Annotated in this window: 18 protein-coding genes; 14 read left to right on the top strand and 4 right to left on the bottom strand. The window is 58.1% G+C overall.

Annotated features, from left to right (window positions below; genetic code table 11):
• Nucleotides 1-116 precede the first annotated feature (116 nt).
• From VGM18_18910 to VGM18_18890, 5 genes are all read left to right on the top strand, one after another.
• Entirely contained in the window at nucleotides 117-941 is an 825-nt protein-coding gene (locus VGM18_18910; GenBank protein HEY3975085.1) for a TatD family hydrolase, read from the top strand.
• 59 nt (nucleotides 942-1,000) lie between these two features.
• On the top strand, nucleotides 1,001-1,495 hold the full coding sequence (locus VGM18_18905) for a YajQ family cyclic di-GMP-binding protein (protein ID HEY3975084.1): 495 nt from the start codon (nucleotides 1,001-1,003) through the stop codon (nucleotides 1,493-1,495).
• 37 nt (nucleotides 1,496-1,532) lie between these two features.
• On the top strand, nucleotides 1,533-2,522 hold the full coding sequence (locus VGM18_18900; GenBank protein ID HEY3975083.1) for a polyprenyl synthetase family protein: 990 nt from the start codon (nucleotides 1,533-1,535) through the stop codon (nucleotides 2,520-2,522).
• Nucleotides 2,523-2,712: 190 nt separating this feature from the next.
• Nucleotides 2,713-3,525, top strand: a complete 813-nt coding sequence (locus VGM18_18895) for a VTT domain-containing protein (GenBank protein HEY3975082.1) — start codon at nucleotides 2,713-2,715, stop codon at nucleotides 3,523-3,525.
• A 24-nt stretch (nucleotides 3,526-3,549) separates the two neighbouring features.
• Nucleotides 3,550-3,684: a hypothetical protein gene (locus VGM18_18890; GenBank protein HEY3975081.1), complete on the top strand. Its 135-nt coding sequence runs from the start codon at nucleotides 3,550-3,552 to the stop codon at nucleotides 3,682-3,684.
• 104 nt (nucleotides 3,685-3,788) lie between these two features.
• Here the strand turns inward: VGM18_18890 and VGM18_18885 are convergent, their stop codons facing one another.
• A complete protein-coding gene (locus tag VGM18_18885; protein HEY3975080.1) occupies nucleotides 3,789-4,427 on the bottom strand; it encodes a DinB family protein in 639 nt (212 codons plus the stop codon).
• A gap of 287 nt (nucleotides 4,428-4,714) precedes the next feature.
• Here VGM18_18885 and vapB point away from each other — a divergent pair, with 287 nt between their 5' ends.
• The 8 genes from vapB to VGM18_18845 all read left to right on the top strand — a co-directional run bounded on the left by vapB (nucleotide 4,715) and on the right by VGM18_18845 (nucleotide 10,494).
• Nucleotides 4,715-4,948 (top strand): type II toxin-antitoxin system VapB family antitoxin, encoded by a 234-nt coding sequence (gene vapB / locus VGM18_18880; GenBank protein HEY3975079.1) that lies wholly within the window; start codon nucleotides 4,715-4,717, stop codon nucleotides 4,946-4,948.
• A gap of 27 nt (nucleotides 4,949-4,975) precedes the next feature.
• Entirely contained in the window at nucleotides 4,976-5,383 is a 408-nt protein-coding gene (locus tag VGM18_18875; GenBank protein HEY3975078.1) for a type II toxin-antitoxin system VapC family toxin, read from the top strand.
• 124 nt (nucleotides 5,384-5,507) lie between these two features.
• Nucleotides 5,508-6,509 carry a tagatose 1,6-diphosphate aldolase gene (locus VGM18_18870; GenBank protein ID HEY3975077.1) on the top strand — a complete coding sequence of 334 codons (1,002 nt, stop codon included), beginning with the start codon at nucleotides 5,508-5,510 and terminating at the stop codon, nucleotides 6,507-6,509.
• 430 nt (nucleotides 6,510-6,939) lie between these two features.
• The gene (locus VGM18_18865; GenBank protein ID HEY3975076.1) at nucleotides 6,940-7,977 is read left to right on the top strand and encodes a hypothetical protein; all 1,038 of its coding nucleotides are present in this window, start codon (nucleotides 6,940-6,942) and stop codon (nucleotides 7,975-7,977) included.
• 699 nt (nucleotides 7,978-8,676) lie between these two features.
• The gene (locus VGM18_18860) at nucleotides 8,677-9,060 is read left to right on the top strand and encodes a cupin (protein ID HEY3975075.1); all 384 of its coding nucleotides are present in this window, start codon (nucleotides 8,677-8,679) and stop codon (nucleotides 9,058-9,060) included.
• 61 nt (nucleotides 9,061-9,121) lie between these two features.
• Nucleotides 9,122-9,328 (top strand): type II toxin-antitoxin system VapB family antitoxin, encoded by a 207-nt coding sequence (locus VGM18_18855; GenBank protein ID HEY3975074.1) that lies wholly within the window; start codon nucleotides 9,122-9,124, stop codon nucleotides 9,326-9,328.
• Nucleotides 9,325-9,723, top strand: coding sequence for a PIN domain nuclease (locus tag VGM18_18850; GenBank protein HEY3975073.1), 399 nt, complete (start codon nucleotides 9,325-9,327; stop codon nucleotides 9,721-9,723). Before VGM18_18855 ends, VGM18_18850 begins: the two co-directional genes overlap by 4 nt.
• A gap of 51 nt (nucleotides 9,724-9,774) precedes the next feature.
• Nucleotides 9,775-10,494 (top strand): ATP-binding protein, encoded by a 720-nt coding sequence (locus VGM18_18845; GenBank protein HEY3975072.1) that lies wholly within the window; start codon nucleotides 9,775-9,777, stop codon nucleotides 10,492-10,494.
• A 22-nt stretch (nucleotides 10,495-10,516) separates the two neighbouring features.
• Here VGM18_18845 and guaA read toward each other — a convergent pair whose 3' ends face one another.
• Both guaA and VGM18_18835 read right to left on the bottom strand, forming a co-directional pair.
• Nucleotides 10,517-12,097: a glutamine-hydrolyzing GMP synthase gene (gene guaA / locus VGM18_18840; GenBank protein ID HEY3975071.1), complete on the bottom strand. Its 1,581-nt coding sequence runs from the start codon at nucleotides 12,095-12,097 to the stop codon at nucleotides 10,517-10,519.
• 126 nt (nucleotides 12,098-12,223) lie between these two features.
• Nucleotides 12,224-13,261 carry a hypothetical protein gene (locus tag VGM18_18835; GenBank protein HEY3975070.1) on the bottom strand — a complete coding sequence of 346 codons (1,038 nt, stop codon included), beginning with the start codon at nucleotides 13,259-13,261 and terminating at the stop codon, nucleotides 12,224-12,226.
• Between the two features lie 253 nt (nucleotides 13,262-13,514).
• Here VGM18_18835 and VGM18_18830 point away from each other — a divergent pair, with 253 nt between their 5' ends.
• Nucleotides 13,515-13,883, top strand: a complete 369-nt coding sequence (locus VGM18_18830; protein ID HEY3975069.1) for a hypothetical protein — start codon at nucleotides 13,515-13,517, stop codon at nucleotides 13,881-13,883.
• A 127-nt stretch (nucleotides 13,884-14,010) separates the two neighbouring features.
• Here the strand turns inward: VGM18_18830 and leuS are convergent, their stop codons facing one another.
• The gene (gene leuS / locus VGM18_18825; protein ID HEY3975068.1) at nucleotides 14,011-16,641 is read right to left on the bottom strand and encodes a leucine--tRNA ligase; all 2,631 of its coding nucleotides are present in this window, start codon (nucleotides 16,639-16,641) and stop codon (nucleotides 14,011-14,013) included.
• Between the last annotated feature and the right edge of the window lie 50 nt (nucleotides 16,642-16,691).

Raw genomic sequence — 16,691 nt, 5'->3', positions numbered from 1 at the left:
GAAGTACGCGAAGGAAAAGCCGCAAAGATCGCGAAGGAAAGCTGTTGGGTAGTTCCATTGCGGTTTCATCGTCGGATGTCGAGGTCTGAGGTCCGAAGTCTGAGGTCTGACGTCTGATGTTTGTTGATTCGCACGCACATCTCGATGGAAAGCAATTCGACTCCGATCGCGAGGCAGTGATTGCGCGGGCGCTCGAAGTTGGAGTGCGCACGATGGTGGCCATTGGCAATGGCGACGGACCGCCAACGCTGGATGCGGGGGTTCGGCTGGCGGAAAAATATCGATTTATTTATGCGACGGTGGGGATTCATCCGCATGAGGCGCGGCTGGCGGATGAGGCGGCCTACGAGACGATGGAGCGGCTGGCGCGGCACGAAAAGGTGATTGCGTGGGGAGAGATTGGGCTGGATTATTTTTACGATCATTCGCCGCGGGAGACACAGAAGGTGGTGTTCGCGCGGCAGATGGAGCTGGCTGCGGCGGCGAAGCTGCCAATTGTGATTCACTGCCGGCCGTCTGATCAGAGCGAGGATGCGTGGGAAGATTGCCTGGGGATGCTCGAGAAGCAGTGGGCGCCGAAGGGGCTGGGCGGAATTCTGCACTGCTTTACGGGGAATTGGGCGCAGGCAAAGCGGGCGCTTGATATCGGATTCATGATTTCGTTTGCGGGGAATTTGACGTTTCCCAAGGCGCAGCAGATTCGGGATGCGGCGCTGGAAGTTCCGCTTGAACGCATGCTGATCGAGACGGATTCGCCGTATCTGGCGCCGGTTCCGCACCGGGGAAAGCGCAATGAGCCGGCGTTTGTGATTGAGACGGCGCGCCGGATTGGCGAGCTGCGCGGGTTATCCGGGGATGAAATCGGGGCGCAGACCGCGCGAACTTTCTACAAATTTTTCAAAATTGCTGAAATGAATGAAAGCAAAGTATCCCTCCGCTAGCGCGTGCGTTCTGTTAACCTCTGGTTAAGATTCCTTTGTTTCAGAAAGATTAGAAATATATGCCCGATAATAGCTTTGATGTAGTGAGCAAGATCGATCTGAACGAAGTGTCGAACGCGATTCAGCAGGCGCTGAAGGAGATTCACACGCGCTTCGATCTGAAGGATTCAAAATCGAATATTGAGCTGGAAAAAGACGCCATCGTCCTGCATTCGGCCGACGAGTATAAGTTGAAGGCGGTGAACGACATCTTACAGCAGAAACTGGTGAAGCGCGGAGTTTCGCTCAAAGGGCTGACCTATGGCGCGCTTGAGCCGGCGGCGGGTGGAACGGCGAAGCGCAAGGTGACGATGCAGCAAGGCATCGCCATCGAGAAGGCGCGGGAGATCGTGAAGCTGGTCAAGGACTCGAAGAAGAAAGCGCAGGCGTCGATCCAGGCGGACCTGGTGCGCGTCAGCAGCAAAGATCGCGACACGCTTCAGGATGTGATCGCGCTGCTGCGGGGGCACGACTTCGGGATTGATTTGCAGTTTACAAATTATCGAAGCAATTAAAGTCAAAAAAAACTTAACCACAGAGGGCACAGAGGCATTGAGCGCGCCGGCGGCCATTAACGGAAAAGAGATATTTGATCTGCTGCGGGACGACCTTGTCGCGCTGGAGGGGGAGTTTGGGCGCGATACGGTTTCGGGCGTTCGGGCGATTACCGAGATTGGCGAATATTTGCGGGCGGGCGGTGGGAAGAGGATCCGGCCGGCGTTGTTGCTGCTTTCGGCGAAGTTGCTGGAGTACTCGGGTCAGGGCGCGGTGCGGCTGGGCGCAGTGGTAGAGATTATTCACACGGCGACGCTGGTACATGACGACATCATTGATGACGCTACAACGCGGCGCGGGCGTCCGGCGGCGAATACGCAGTGGGGGAATTCGAAGTGCGTGCTGGCGGGCGACTGGCTCTACATGCAGGCCTTCAAGATCGCGGTGCAGGAGCGGAACTTCCGCATTCTCGATACGCTGATCGAACTGACGCAGCAGATGGTCGAGGGCGAACTTCTCCAGATGGAAAAGCTGGGGCAGTCGATCACGCTGGAGGAGCATTTCGACTTAATTTTTCGCAAAACGGCTTGCCTGTTTTCGGTGTGTATGCGGCTGGGAGCGATTCTTGGCGGAGCTACGGCGGAGCAGGAAGCGGCGCTGGGGCAGTACGGGCACAATCTGGGGATGGCGTTTCAGATTGTCGACGATGTGCTCGATCTGACCGCGTCGGAAGATGTGCTGGGCAAGCCGGTGGCGAGCGATCTGCGCGAGGGCAAGGCGACGATGGCCGTGATCCATGCGCTGGAGCGCTGCACTGCGGAAGAGCGGGTGAAGATCGCGACCGTGTTGCAGCATGGCGCTTTCAACGGCGTGACCCATGCGGAGGTTCTCGAAATCTTGCAGCGCTACGGATCGGTCGAGGCGGCGACGGCTCAGGCGGCGCACTATGCGGACGCGGCGCAGAAGGCGATCTGCACGTTTCCGGATTCGGAGATCAAGCGGGCGCTGCTGTGGGCTCCGGAATTTGTGGTGGCGCGGGAGAAGTAGGGAAAAAGCTCTTCGCTCCCAGCTCTTAGCCTAAAACCTCATCGGCCGGTGCCTCTCGCGCGACGACCTCTTTGTTTATACTGAACCCTTTCCAAATGTCCGCTAATCAAAGTGCTACACGCACAATGAGTGTAGCCTGTTTCATGACGGGTTCGGGCAGCGCGGCTGAAGCCGCGCCCTTTCAAGACTTATGAGTGAATTGCTCTCCATGATGGCGCGGCATGGGTATGCGCTGACGTTTGGAGTTTTGTTGGCCGAGGCGGTCGGGCTTCCCTTCCCGGCCGCGATTGCGCTGGTGGCGGCGGGGGCGGCTTCTGCGTCGCACACCTTGTCAGGGCCGGCGGTGCTGCTGATTGCGATGGTGGCGCTTCTGGTCGGCGACACCGCGCAATTCTGGCTGGGGCGCTACACGGGCTGGGCGCTCCTGGGATTTTTGTGTCGGTTGTCGATGAATCCGGAGACGTGCATTCTCAGGTCGGCAGAATCGTTCTACAAGCGCGGCAAATTGACGCTGGTGTTTGCCAAGTTTATCCCGGGCATTAACACGATGGCGGCGCCGCTGGCGGGCAGCATGAAGATGCACTTCGGGCAGTTCCTGCGGCTGGACATGGCAGGGTCGTTGCTGTATGCGGGCGCGTACCTGATGGTGGGATATTTGTCGCGCGATTTTCTGGCGGCTACTTTGTCGGGATTTCACGCGGCCGGACGGGCGATGGAAGCGGTGGTCATCGCGGCGCTGATGGTTTACGCGGTTTATCGGGCGGCGCAATTCCGCAAATATAAGAAGTATCGGGTCATGCCGCGCGTGCAGGTGCAGGAACTGGCGGCGCGGCTGGCTTCGGAAGATGCCAACCGGGTGTTGATCGTGGACGTGCGCAGCCACGGCTACTATGACGTTGGCTCCGAACGCATTAAGGGATCGATTCGCATCGAGCCCAACAATCTGGAGGAGGAGATCAAGAATCTTCCCAAGGATAAGGACATTTATCTGTACTGCACTTGAGCGCGCGAGGCGACTAGCGCCCGGGTGGCGCATCTACTGCAAGAAAAAGGATTCAACGCGTTTGTGATCGTGGGTGGATTCGCGGCCTGGCGGAAGGCCGGGGAACCGCTGGAGTCGGTGCCGAAGAACGATCTGGTGAAGCTGCCGACGTTCAGTTAGTCGTTGGTGGTTGGTGGTTGGTCGTTAGTCGTTGGTCGTTAGTCGTTGGTCGTTGGTCGCTATTGGTTGGGATTCTCTCATGCAACCTTCCTTCTGAGCGCCTACTACTTCTGTTCCGCCTTCTTCTCCGCAGCCGCCTTCTGTGCCTCCACCGTCCACGGCGGCACAACGCCATTCTCGCGCGCATAAGCCACTATCTGCCCAAGGTGCTCATGCGCGTCGGCGACCAGGATGTACACTACGTCCCCGGCATTGGCCTGCGGACCGAGTTTCGGCAGCAGCTTGGCGAAGTCGGCGTTGCTCATGCCGTTGATCGCGGTCTTCGTAAACTCCCACGACTTGTTCAGCTCGGCAACAATCTGCGCCCGATCGGTCGTGGATTTTTCCAGCGCCTTGCCATCGAATCCCGCCGGACGCTCCGCTCCCATCATCCCCATGATTCCATAGCGCTCGCCGGCCACATGCAGAAAAACTTCCGCGAATGAGCGCGCATCCGGCGCGGGACGCCACGTAAGTTTGTCGGCCGGCACCGCGTTCGCCAGCTCCAGAAACTTTTTCTGCACTGCGTCAAGGTCTACCAGCGCCTGTCCCTTCATGTCATAACTGGGAGCGGTGTGGTCGGCGGCCGTGTCCGAATTCTTTGCCCATGCCGCGCTTGCGCCTACGCCAATGCCTGACAACAAAACCGCGCACGCAACTACCACTCTGATCGCATTCGATCGTTTCAAGTTTGCTCGTTTCATCTCTTAGACCCTCCTCGAAGAACTGCCTCCTTAGACGGGAGAAAGACAAAATGGTTTTCATCCGAGCGGAGGTGTTCCGGGAGGTTGAAATGACAACCTGAAACGAAACATCCTGGAGAAGTTTGTCCCCATCGCGTAGTCTGTGTCCCCTGCGTCGAAAATTGTTTTCTTCGGGTGTCCCATCCATGCGCGCTCTGCGCATGGTTCACCCACGTCTACAGCTTCCGCTTGCGGGCACCCAGGATAAATGTATATACCTAATGTATATACGCAAGGAGAGGGAGACCATGGGCACCGCCCGAGTATTCAAGTCCGGCAACAGCCAGGCCGTCCGCCTGCCGAAAGAATTCCGCTTCAAGAGCGAAGAAGTCGAAATCTTCCGCCGCGGCAAGGAAATCGTTCTCCGCGAAAAAAGCAACGACATGGCGCGCGCCTTCGAGCTGATCGCGGGTTTACCCGAAGATGTTCTTCGGGCCGCCGCCGAAGACGACGGCCCCCCGCAGAAGCGCAAAGGCCTGTAGACGACATTGGCTAGTGTGGAACCCGCGATGGAACTAACCTATCTCCTCGACACCAATATTTTTATCTACATCCGCCAAGGCAGGCCGGAAGAGGTCGTCCGCCGATTCAACAAACTCCGCGCTGGCGAAGCCGCGGTTTCGGTCATTTCCTATGGTGACTTGTTCTTTGGCGCCGCCAAGCGCGGCCAGCGGTCGGAGGATCTGGAACGGCTGCGTGCCCTTATGCGCCTGTTGCCGTGTCTTACCATTCCCGAAGCTGCCGCTGAGATTTATGGAGCGGTCCGCGCCGAACTGCAATCGAAGGGCGAAATCATCAGCAACAACGACCTCTGGATCGCGGCCCACGCCCTGGCCTCTGGGCTGATTCTCGTTACTAACAATGAGAAAGAATTTCGTCGCGTGCGCGGCCTGAAGGTCCAAAACTGGACAGCGTAGCAGCGTCTGACTTGGAATTCCTGACGCCTGACGCCTGATGCCGAACGCCCGCTTGCCCGCCCCGTGGTTTACAATGTTCCGTACTTCCAGGCACTCATCTCACCCGTACTTCAGGAGGATTCCCGTGAAACTCACCCCTGGCAAACTTGCCGGTCTCAAGAAGGTCTCCAACGAACGCGGCGTCATCGCGGCCGCTGCCATGGATCAGCGCGGCTCCCTGCAAAAATCGCTGGCCAAAGAGAAAGGCTGCGACGTCAACGACCAGATGATGGAAGAATTCAAAAGTCTGGTCAGCGAAGTTCTCACTCCGCACGCCACCGCCATCCTGCTCGATCCCGAGTGGGGACTGCCCGCCGCCAAGCGCCGCGCCAAAAACGCCGGCCTGCTGCTGGCCTACGAAAAAACTGGATATGACAAAACCGGCCCCGGACGCCTGCCCGACCTGCTCGACGTGTGGTCCGCGCGGCGCCTGAAAGAAGCCGGCGCCGACTGCGTCAAGATTCTGCTCTACTACACGCCCGACGATCCCAAACACGTCAACGAAATCAAGCACGCCTGGGTCGAGCGCATCGGCGACGAATGCCGCGCCAATGACATCCCCTTCTTCCTCGAGTTCGTCGGCTACGAAGAGGGCGCAGACGAGAAGGGCGCGGCCTACGCCAGGAAGAAGCCGCACATCGTTACCGAGAGCATGCGCGAATTCAGCAAAGACCGCTACGGCGTCGACGTGCTCAAAGTCGAAGTCCCGGTCAACATGAAGTTCGTCGAGGGCACGAAATCATTCGGCGGAACGAAAGCCTACACGAAAAAAGAAGCCATCGACCACTTCCACGCCGCCGCCAACGTCGCGACCAAGCCGTTCATTTATCTGTCGGCCGGCGTCAGCAACGCCGAGTTCAGCGAGACGCTGGAACTCGCCGGAGAATCCGGAGTGAAGTTCAACGGCGTGCTCTGCGGCCGCGCCACCTGGAAGGAAGGCATCCCCGTTTACGCCAAGCAAGGCGCAGCCGCATTCCGCAAATGGCTCGAAACTGAAGGCGTGAAGAATATCAACAACGTCAACGACAAGCTGAAAGCCGCGACCAGTTGGCACTCCATCTACGGCGTAGAGTTGGTCCACGCATAGTTCCCCGCTCACGCAGGGGCGGATGCATTCGTCCGCCCCGCGCAGCTCAGGTGTAGAGCGGACACTCCTGTCCGCTGCCTTTGACTTTGATTTTGACCTTGGATTTTGACTTTGATTTTGAACTTGGATTTTGACTTTGGATTTTGACCTTTGACTTTGATCCTTTGATTTTGATTCTTTATCCCCTGGGAACGAAAATCAAAAGCAACTTCAAAGGCAGCGGACAAGAGTCTGCTCTACAAAAAACCTTCCCGCTTTTACAAATCCCTACCCATTCTTTGCAAACCTTTACCGCATAAAGTGCTATCTTTCTCGAAGATAGGCGAGTCAAAAAGATAGGCGAATCAAATCGATGCCATGCGGGTTTCCTCTGAATAGAGTCCGCAGGAATCGAAAGCGCCCTCAGAGAGCTTTCGCAAGAGGTGCCACTATGAGTTGCCGTCGACTCTGTCGTCCGTGCCTTTCTTCCATCTCGTTCGCTTCCACACTCGGCAAAATTCAATCCTGGCAAATAGCCGCCTTTGCTGCCGTGCTATTCGCAACCGTCGCATGCTTTGCGCAAAATCAATCGCCAGGCAATCGGGAGTCGGACGAGCAGTCCAGCTCAACGCAGCCCGACAGCCGAGGCCCCACCATCACTATTCCGGCTGGGACGCGACTTGCCCTCGTGCTGACGCAGCCGGTCCAAACTCGCCACCTGCGCCGCGGCGATGACGTCTACGCCCAAATCACATCACCGGTCAGCTCCGGCGACGAAGTCGTTATTCCGCCGGGGACTTTTGTCGACGGAACAGTCGACCGGCTGGAACGCCAGGGCGGACGCGGCGAAGTCCGTCTGGATCGCATGTCGATTACCTTTCCCGATGGTTACGTTGCTCCCGTCATGGGCCCCGTGATCCTGGAGAGCAGTGACGGCTATGCCTTCAAAGACCCTGGCCCAGGCCGTGGCGTCGCGGCGTTCGCGGTACCCGCCGCCGGCGCTGGTATTGGAGCGCTCATTGGCCACTCCATCGGCAAGCCGGAGTCCACGATCACTTCGACTCTGCCTCCAGGATGCATCTCAGCGCCGCCGTTTTGTACGACGGTAACCACGCCCGTATTCGGCACTCAGGGCAGAGATGCGATCATCGGCGCCGGCATCGGCGGCGCGATCGGCGCGCTTGTTTCTGTGACCCTGTTGTTCGGTTCGCATCAGTTCTTCCTCGCCGCCGGGTCGCCGGTCGAACTTATCCTTCAGAATCCGATTACCTTGCGGCAGGACGAGGTTGCCAAGGCCGTTCGCGATTTCCAGCAGCATCCCGAAACAGTACAGCCTGTCGTACCGCCTCCAATCTTTTATCCGGCACCTGGTTCGGATAACAGCCCGCCGCCTCTGCCTCAAAGCAGCCCGCCGCCTCTCGTGATTCCAGGCCCCCCCGGTCCCGATGGCGTCCCCGGCGCGCCGATCGTCATTCCGCAAACACCGTAAGACCGAGCCGGGACGCAACTATCATTTATCCTCCCAATTGAAACGGTGGGATTGAAGCGCGGAATCCAATCGGGCAGATTGAAGCGGCTGCGCCGCATGCGCGAAGCAGCCACCTGCGCGACCTCATCCCGCGCGGAGCCCGTTCCTCAGGCCTAGCGAGGAATCTCCCGCTCAATCCGCCCAGGGCTGAACGGAACCTGGACGTGATAACCGCCAAACCATTTTCCTGGCGGACGTTTTCCACAGAAAAATTATTTCGATGTGACGAACAACCTTCACTGAGAAAACTCCCTCGCGTACTGTGGACAATGTAGGGCCCGGATGTGAGCGGCGCAAGTCCTAGGAAACTCGCGGCCCCCGCAACCTCCCCATGCGAGCGAGGGACAGTTGGGGCATCCGAACGCCAGGGCGCTTCAGATAAGCTACCCCGAATAGCTCGGGGCTGGCGCCCGTTGTGGGAGTGATCACTCCTAACGTTTTAAGCTGGAAACAGGAAACGGAATTGGAGTTCAGATGAATCGATGAACATGAACTGGTGAGGACGAAGTTGATGAAGATGGATCGATCGGAAGCGACGGCATAGGAACTCGAGCATTTGTGAGCGAAGTTTGCGGCCCTTCTCGGCGCGCCCCTTGCGGTAAAGGCTTTTGTTGTACTCTAATCACCGGAAGCCGAGAGGCGGAAGCCGGAAGCCGACCCATGCCCACACTCATCCCACAGCCCACCCGCGTTCAAGCCGCCGGCAACAAGCCCAAGCTCATTGACGAATACATTGGACGCGTCAACTCCAACACCGCTGCCGCCAGCGTCGCCCACATGTGCAGCCCGCAGGGCTGGCTTGAGCCCGGCCAGACTCCGGAGTTCGACGAGTTTACCGTCGTTCTAGAAGGCATGCTGCGGGTTGAGTTCAAAGAGGATCACACCGACGGACACAAAGAAGCGTCCCTTGATGTCGCCGCCGGACAAGCCGTCATCGTCCACGCCGGCGAGTGGGTGCGTTATTCCACTCCTCTCGAAGGCGGCGCCGAATACATTGCCGTCTGCCTGCCGGCGTTCTCGATGGAGACCGTCCATCGGGATTGATCGGTACACATAATTGTGAAATACTTACACATCGGAAATTTACCGCTGGAATGAACCAACGATGCGAACGAATATCGACATTGATGACCGCTTGATGCGCCGGGCTATGCGGTGCAGCGGAGCGCGAACCAAGAAGGCAACCGTAGAGGCAGGCTTGCGTTTGCTGGCGCGAACCCATGAGCAAGGCTCCATTCGTCGCCTTCGGGGCAAGGTTCGTTGGGAAGGCGATCTCGCCCAGTCCCGCAAAGGTCGCTTTTCGGTTGAATGAGCATGGTGATCGTCGACACCACGGTCTGGATCGACTATCTTCGCGGCAGCGACAATCCTGAAACCAGATGGCTGGATCGTGAACTGCAACAGCAGCCTCTGGGATTGACGGACCTGACCCTGTGCGAAGTTCTGCAGGAGACGAATGACTCCGCCTTCGCGCAAGTATGGACAGATCTACTCAAGTTTCAAGTTTTCGAGACGGGCGGCGCCGATCTGGCGATCGCCGCCGCGCAGAACTATCGCACGCTGCGCAGAAGTGGTTCTACCATCCGCGCCACCATCGACTGTCTAATCGCCACGTTCTGCCTGGAGAATCATCACCGCTTACTGCATCGCGATCGCGACTTTGATGCTTTCGAGAAAAAGCTAGGACTTCAGGTGGTCCACGCTTAGCACGGGTTGCAGCCTGGTGGGTCGCGTCGGCAAAATGGTGAGGGTGACGCCGTGAAAAAGAAAATCCTGCTGTCCTGGAGCAGCGGCAAAGACAGTGCGTGGACCCTATCCATTCTGCGCCAGCGCAGCGATATAGAAATTGCAGGCCTGCTGACTATAATCAATACCCAATTCCAAAGAGTCGCCATGCATGGCACGCGCCGTGCCCTGCTCAAGTTGCAGGCGGAAGCTGCCGGTCTGCCCTTGTGGGAAGTCCCTCTGCCTTGGCCCTGTAGCAACGAACGTTACGAGCAGGCAATGTCCGCCGCTTGCACCGCAGCCATCGATGAGGGAATCTCCGGTATCGCCTTTGGCGACCTTTTCCTCGAGGATGTTCGCCGTTATCGCGAAGACCGTCTGCGCGGCTCAGGGCTGGAGCCCATCTTCCCGGTCTGGGGATCGAACACGCAAAAACTAGTTGCAGAAATGCTCGACGCCGGCCTCCACGCGCGGATTGTTTGTCTCGATCCCCGCAAGCTGCCGGCGGATGTTGCCGGCTGCGACCTCGATCGCGATCTGCTGCGCCGCCTGCCCGAGGGAGTCGATCCGTGTGGCGAGAATGGAGAATTTCACACCTTCGCCTACGCCGGACCTATGTTCTCCAGCCCCATTGCGATCGAGTCGGGTGAAACTGTTACGCGAGACGGCTTCGTGTATTCGGATGTGCTGCCCATCGGATATCCTGCGCAAGCGCCAGAACTTTCCATCAACCTTCCGTGGGCCTCAGGCTAATAGCTAACAGCTAAGGGCGGCCTCATTCCCACTCGATCGTCCCCGGCGGCTTCGAAGTAACGTCATACACCACGCGGTTCACGCCCTTCACTTCGTTCACAATGCGAGTCGAGATCGTCTTCAGTACTTCGTGCGGCAGCGGCACCCAGTCGGCGGTCATGCCGTCTTCGGAGCTTACCGCGCGGATCGCGCAGGTATAGGCATACGTGCGCATATCGCCCATCACCCCGACCGACATCACCGGCAGCAGCACCGCAAACGACTGCCAGATTTTCGAGTAGAGTCCGGCCTCTTTAATTTCGCTGACCACAATCTCGTCGCATTCGCGCAGCAGCGCCAGGCGCTCCGGCGTAACTTCCCCCAGCACGCGCACCGCCAGGCCGGGGCCGGGAAACGGCTGCCGCTGTAGGATTTCTTCGGGCATCCCCAGATCGCGACCGATTTTTCGGACTTCGTCTTTGAACAGATCTTTCAGCGGCTCGATCAGCTTCAGCGTCATCTTTTCCGGCAGGCCGCCTACGTTGTGATGCGACTTGATGACCTGCGACGGTCCACGAACCGAGCGTGATTCGATCACGTCAGGATAAAGCGTCCCCTGCACCAGCCACTTGACCTTGCCCTCGGTCTTCTCGATGCGGCGCGCTTCTTTTTCGAAGACTTTGATGAATTCATTGCCGATGATCTTGCGCTTTTTCTCCGGATCGTTGACGCCCTCAAGTTTCTTAAGAAAACGCCCGGCCGCGTCGACCGCGTCAACATGCAGACCCAGCTTGCCGCGCAAAGTTTTTTGCACCTTCTCGAATTCATTTTTGCGCAGCACGCCATTGTTCACGAAGACGCAAGTCAGCCGCGACTTGCCGTTCTTGTCACGCAAAGCGCGGTCGACGAGCACCGCGGCAACCGATGAATCCACGCCCCCGGAAAGCGCCAGGATGGCGCGCCCAGTGCCGACTTGCTGGCGAACCTGTTCAACCGTCAACTCGATAAAGCGCTGCGGAGTCCACGCCGGTTTCGCCCCGCAGATCTGAAAGATGAAGTTTCGCAGCATCTGCGTGCCCTGCGGCGTGTGGTGCACTTCGGGATGGAACTGCACGGCGTACCATTTTTTAGCGGCGTTCTGAATTCCCGCCACCGCGTAATGGGTCTTCGCCATCAGTTCAAAACCCGGCGGCAATTCGAGCGCCTCGTCGCCGTGCGACATCCACACGGCGAGTTTCTTGGCCAGGCCCTGAAATAAGATCGAGTCGGAAACGATATCAACTTCCGCGTGGCCGTACTCGCGCTTGTCTGCGGGCCGCACTTTGCCGCCGAGCGTGTGCACCATGAACTGCAATCCGTAGCAGATGCCGAGCACCGGCAAACCCAACTCGAAGACCCGTGCATCGGCCGGCGGCGCGTCTTTGTCATAGACCGACCAGGGCGCGCCCGAAAGAATAATTCCTACCGGGGCGTAGCTCTTCACTTCGTCCAGCTTCGCCGTGCAGGGCAGCACCACCGAAAAGACATTCTGCTCGCGAATGCGGCGCGCGATGAGCTGTGTATACTGCGCGCCAAAATCGAGAATCACGATCGATTGGCCGAGACCGCTCTGGCCTTTAAATATTTGGTTGTGGGGAGATTGGTGCGGGGATTTGATTGGCACAAACAAGTTTCTCAAATTCAGAGAGCGAGTGTAAAGAGAGCGTCGTGAACGTAGTTCTGCGTTCGAATTCTTCGCGTGGGGACCTCTCTACGCGAAGCCGGGCATGTCGCTCAGAATCGGCTCGTCGCGGTCGATAGTGGTTTGCACCGGCGGGGATGCTGGAGGAAGGACGGGCAACGCGGGCGCCGGAGCAAGCACTGCCTCCGGCATCTCGGCAATGCAAATATATCCCGCCAGCCGCGCCATATAGATCCAATCGGCGACCGCAAAATATATCAGCGTGACCAGCAGCATGACGGCCACGATCAACCGTCCGGGAACGATTGGAGCGAAGCCCATCGGCATCGAGACGATCGTGAAGGCTGCGACGAAAGCAACGAGATGAGCGAATCCAGTCCAGATGCTGACCGCGAAAACACGGCCGATGCGCTCGCGGCAGAAAGCGACGGCGGCGGTAATCGCGCCAACGGCATTCTCGCCGTCGCGCACCGCAAACACTCCTGCCAGCGACAGGAACCAGTTCAGCGACCACCACGCCAGCGAGATCATCCCTGCCAGCGGCAAAAATAAAAAGAAAGCGAGCCCGGGCCGCGGATTCATGTCGGGTGAGGCCAAGCCAGCCGCGATCCATGCTCCAACAAATCCTAAGCCAGCCGCGAGCGTTACTGCGGCTCGCAGAAAATTCAACCGGAGCAGCGCAGGCAGCGGCGAGCGTTCGATTCCATTCACCTCACGGACGAAATCCGTAGAGACGTTGCCGGTAACGTCTCTACGGAAATAATCGAGCAGGCCGCGGACCGTGGCGATGCGGCCCAGCGATGCGGCGACCATCCAGAGCAGCGTCAGCAACAACCCTGCCAGCAGCCCGCCGATCACCACCCGATTCAGACTTCCGCGCAGGATATGCGCGATCGCCTCGCCGACCAGGTAAGGCTGCCGCGTCCGCAGAAAAAGCAATTCGCCGTTGGTCACGGGCAGCGTGTCGAGATATTCGAACAGACCGAAGAAGAACAAGGCAAAGGCGGTCGCCCCTGCGGTCCAGCGCCAGGTGATTTCCGCCAGCGTGAACAGAGGCCGCCGAAAGGCGGCGCGGAACCCTTCGAGAGTGGGCGAAATTGCAGGCATGTTTAAGAAGATCTGAGGCTCACTCGATTGAGGCTCACTCGATAACGAAAGTTTTCATTAAATCTACAGCAATTACTTCGCGCGCCCGCAACACGGCCGCCTTGTTTTGTTAGATTCAATTTCAGCTCGCACGACGCGCGTTTCAAGAAATGTCTTGATTTGTATTGTTTTGCGATATCTGCATCCGGCGCTGCTCGTCGAGCATCCCTTAGGGCGAACACCAAATTATCGCAACTTTTAGGAGAATAGCATCATGAAGTCGTTACAGTACCTTGCTAGCTTTGCCATTTTGGCGGTCGTTCTGTCCACGAGTTCGTTCGCCAAGGACAAAGACAAAGACACTCATTCTGGATCTTTCACCTTGTCGGACACGGCGCGCGTCGGATCGACCGAACTCGCTCCGGGCTCCTATAAGGTCGAATGGAACGGACCGGCCAACAACGTAAACGTCAACATCTTGCAGGCGGGAAAAACCGTGGCCACCGCGCAAGGTCATATCGAGAGTCTTCCGCAACGCGCCCCGTATGGAGCCGTGACGGTAAAAACACTCGACGACAATACAAAAGTTTTGGATGAGATTGAGTTCAACAACCGCTCCGAAGCTTTGCAAATAGGGGAGTAAGCTGCGGCTCTCTCCGATACCAAACAGGCGGTCCGGAATCAACCCCGGCCGCCTGAACTTTTTTCGGAACGCGGATTAGTGAGCCAGATTACTGAGCTAGATTAGTGAACCAGATTACTGAACCAGATTACTGAATGACGATATTCACGAGCTTGCCGGGCACGTAAATCTTCTTCACGATTCGCTTGCCGGCGATGGCGGCCTGCACCTTCTCGTCGGCTAGCGCCGCAGCAACAACGGTCTCTTCGGCTGCGTCCGCGGGCACAACCACGCGGCTGCGCAACTTGCCATTGACCTGCACGGGAATTACGAGCTCTTCTTCTTTCGCGAGTTCCGCGTCGTAACGGGGCCATGGCGCTTTGAGTAAGCTTCCCTGCTCACCCAGCATCTCCCAGAGTTCGTGGGCGAGATAGGGCGCAAACGGCGCTAACAACAAAACTAAGTTGCGCTGCACTTCCGCCAGAAATGTAGGCGGCACCAACTTCTGCGCAATCGCCTCTTCGGCCGCATACAAACAGTTGACCAACTCCATGATCGCGGAGATGCAGGTATTGAAGTGCCAGCGTCCCTGGAAGTCGTCGCTGACGCGCTTGATCGTCTGGTGCATCTTGCGCTGGATGGCGCGCGCCTGCGGCGTCAACTGCGGTACGGTAGCCGTGTTTGGCATTTTTGTAATTGCATTTCGTACGATGAACCTGTACACGCGCCCCAGAAATCGCTGGATTCCTTCCACTCCGGAATCCTGCCAGTCGAGATCGCGGTCGGGCGGCGCGGCGAACAAACTGTTGAGACGCGCCGCATCGGCGCCGTAGCGCGCGACCATTTCATCAGGCGACACCACATTGCCCAGGCTCTTCGACATCTTGGCGCCGTCTTTAATCACCATCCCTTGCGTGAATAATCGTTCGACGGGTTCGTCGTTGGAGATCATGCCCAGGTCGCGCATGAACTTCGTCCAAAAGCGTGAATAGATCAAATGCAAAATCGCGTGCTCGACGCCCCCGATGTATTGATCGATGCCGCGTTCGCCAAACCAGTATTGCGCGATCTTGCCGTCGAAGGGCGCGTGGTCATTGTGCGCGTCGGTGTAGCGATAGAAATACCAGGACGAATCGACGAACGTGTCCATGGTGTCGGTTTCGCGGCGCGCCGGCCCGCCACACTTGGGACAGGTGGCGTTGACGAACTCCGGCACGCGGCTCAAAGGCGATCCGCCGGTGAGGGTGATGTCGACATTTTCAGGCAAGATGACCGGCAAATCTTTTTCGGGTATAGCTACAATGCCGTCTTTCTCGCAATAGAGCATGGGGATCGGCGTGCCCCAGTAGCGCTGCCGGGAGATGCCCCAGTCTTTCAGGCGATAGGTCACGGTCGCCTTGCCGATCTTGGTCTCCTCGGCGTAGGCCGACATCGTCTTGATTGCCTTGGCGCATGCCATGCCCGTGTAGCGGCCGGAATTAATCAGCATGCCGTCATGGCCGACGAACGGTAGAATCGGCTCGGCCACAGTGTCATCCATGTCGCCGGACACCGGCAAAATGACGAGGCGAATTTCGAGCTTATATTTCTTCGCGAATTCGTAGTCGCGGTCGTCGTGCGCGGGTACGCTCATGATGGCTCCGGTGCCGTAGTCCATCAAAATATAATTCGCGACCCACACCGGAATTCGCTCGCCGTTGAACGGATTAATGGCATAGCGGCCGGTTGGCACGCCATGCTTTTCGATCTCGCCAATATCGCCGGTCTCGCGGGCCTTGCGCTGTTCGGCGATGAGTTGATCGACTTTGGCGCGCAACTCGGGATTCTCCACCGCAAGATCTTTGACGATGGGATGCTCCGGCGCGAGCTGCACCGAGGTGGCGCCGAAAATCGTATCGACGCGCGTGGTGAATACGGTGATGGTCGAACCGCCGGGGCCGAAGCCTTTGTGGTTCTCGGAGTAATCGAGTTTGAAATCGACCAGCGTGCCTTCGCTGCGGCCGATCCAGTTGCGCTGCATGGTCTTAACTTTTTCCGGCCAGCCCGGGAGCTGGTCGAGGTCGCGCAACAATTCGTCGGCATACTTGGTTGTACGTACAAACCACTGCTCCAGTTCGCGCTGCTCCACCACCGTATCTTCATGCCGCCAGCAGCAGCCGTTGGAGAGCACCTGCTCGTTGGCCAGCACGGTCGCGCACTTCGGGCACCAGTTGACTTTGCTCTTCTTGCGATAGGCCATGCCTCGTTCGAAGAGCTTGAGAAAGAACCACTGGTTCCAGCGGTAGTATTCCGGGAAGCAGGTGGTCACCTCGCGCGACCAGTCGTAGCCAAAGCCCAGGCGCTTCATCTGCGCCTTCATGTTGGCGATATTGTTGAGCGTCCACTGGCGCGGCGGCGTGTTGTTGGCGATGGCCGCATTTTCCGCAGGCAAGCCGAACGAATCCCAGCCCATGGGATGGAGCACGTTGTAGCCGTTCATCCACATATAGCGGGCGAGCGCGTCACCGATGGCGTAGTTGCGCACGTGGCCCATGTGTAGCGCGCCCGAGGGATAAGGCAACATCTCAAGCACGTAATATTTTTTCTTGGCCGAGTCGGGTTCGGCTGCATAGAGCGATTTGGCTTCCCGCCAGCGCTCGAACCACTTCATCTCGACGCGCTGCGGATCGTAACGCTCGTCGTGGGGACGATCGCCATTGGAACGATCGTCATTCGGACGATTACCATTCGTACGATCAGCGGGGCTCGTCGCGGCTTCGACTTTTTGTTCCTGCGGCATAAGATAGTTGAAACAGTCATTCTACAACGTCTCTACGAGTGGCGGACACG

The sequence above is a fragment of the Candidatus Sulfotelmatobacter sp. genome (assembly GCA_036500765.1).
In the GTDB taxonomy this organism is placed as follows: domain Bacteria; phylum Acidobacteriota; class Terriglobia; order Terriglobales; family Acidobacteriaceae; genus Sulfotelmatobacter.
Note: the sequence above shows the minus strand (reverse complement) of the source record. Positions and strands in the feature narration are given on the sequence as shown.

What these genes read in the sequence shown, in the direction of transcription:
- VGM18_18910 (HEY3975085.1), top strand. Translation starts at nt 117, where the DNA reads ATGTTTGTTGATTCGCACGCACATCTCGATGGAAAGCAATTCGACTCC.
- VGM18_18905 (HEY3975084.1), top strand. Translation starts at nt 1,001, where the DNA reads ATGCCCGATAATAGCTTTGATGTAGTGAGCAAGATCGATCTGAACGAA.
- VGM18_18895 (HEY3975082.1), top strand. Translation starts at nt 2,713, where the DNA reads ATGAGTGAATTGCTCTCCATGATGGCGCGGCATGGGTATGCGCTGACG.
- VGM18_18885 (HEY3975080.1), bottom strand. Translation starts at nt 4,427, where the DNA reads ATGAAACGAGCAAACTTGAAACGATCGAATGCGATCAGAGTGGTAGTT.
- vapB (HEY3975079.1), top strand. Translation starts at nt 4,715, where the DNA reads ATGGGCACCGCCCGAGTATTCAAGTCCGGCAACAGCCAGGCCGTCCGC.
- VGM18_18875 (HEY3975078.1), top strand. Translation starts at nt 4,976, where the DNA reads ATGGAACTAACCTATCTCCTCGACACCAATATTTTTATCTACATCCGC.
- VGM18_18865 (HEY3975076.1), top strand. Translation starts at nt 6,940, where the DNA reads ATGAGTTGCCGTCGACTCTGTCGTCCGTGCCTTTCTTCCATCTCGTTC.
- VGM18_18860 (HEY3975075.1), top strand. Translation starts at nt 8,677, where the DNA reads ATGCCCACACTCATCCCACAGCCCACCCGCGTTCAAGCCGCCGGCAAC.
- VGM18_18855 (HEY3975074.1), top strand. Translation starts at nt 9,122, where the DNA reads ATGCGAACGAATATCGACATTGATGACCGCTTGATGCGCCGGGCTATG.
- VGM18_18850 (HEY3975073.1), top strand. Translation starts at nt 9,325, where the DNA reads ATGAGCATGGTGATCGTCGACACCACGGTCTGGATCGACTATCTTCGC.
- VGM18_18835 (HEY3975070.1), bottom strand. Translation starts at nt 13,261, where the DNA reads ATGCCTGCAATTTCGCCCACTCTCGAAGGGTTCCGCGCCGCCTTTCGG.
- VGM18_18830 (HEY3975069.1), top strand. Translation starts at nt 13,515, where the DNA reads ATGAAGTCGTTACAGTACCTTGCTAGCTTTGCCATTTTGGCGGTCGTT.
- leuS (HEY3975068.1), bottom strand. Translation starts at nt 16,641, where the DNA reads ATGCCGCAGGAACAAAAAGTCGAAGCCGCGACGAGCCCCGCTGATCGT.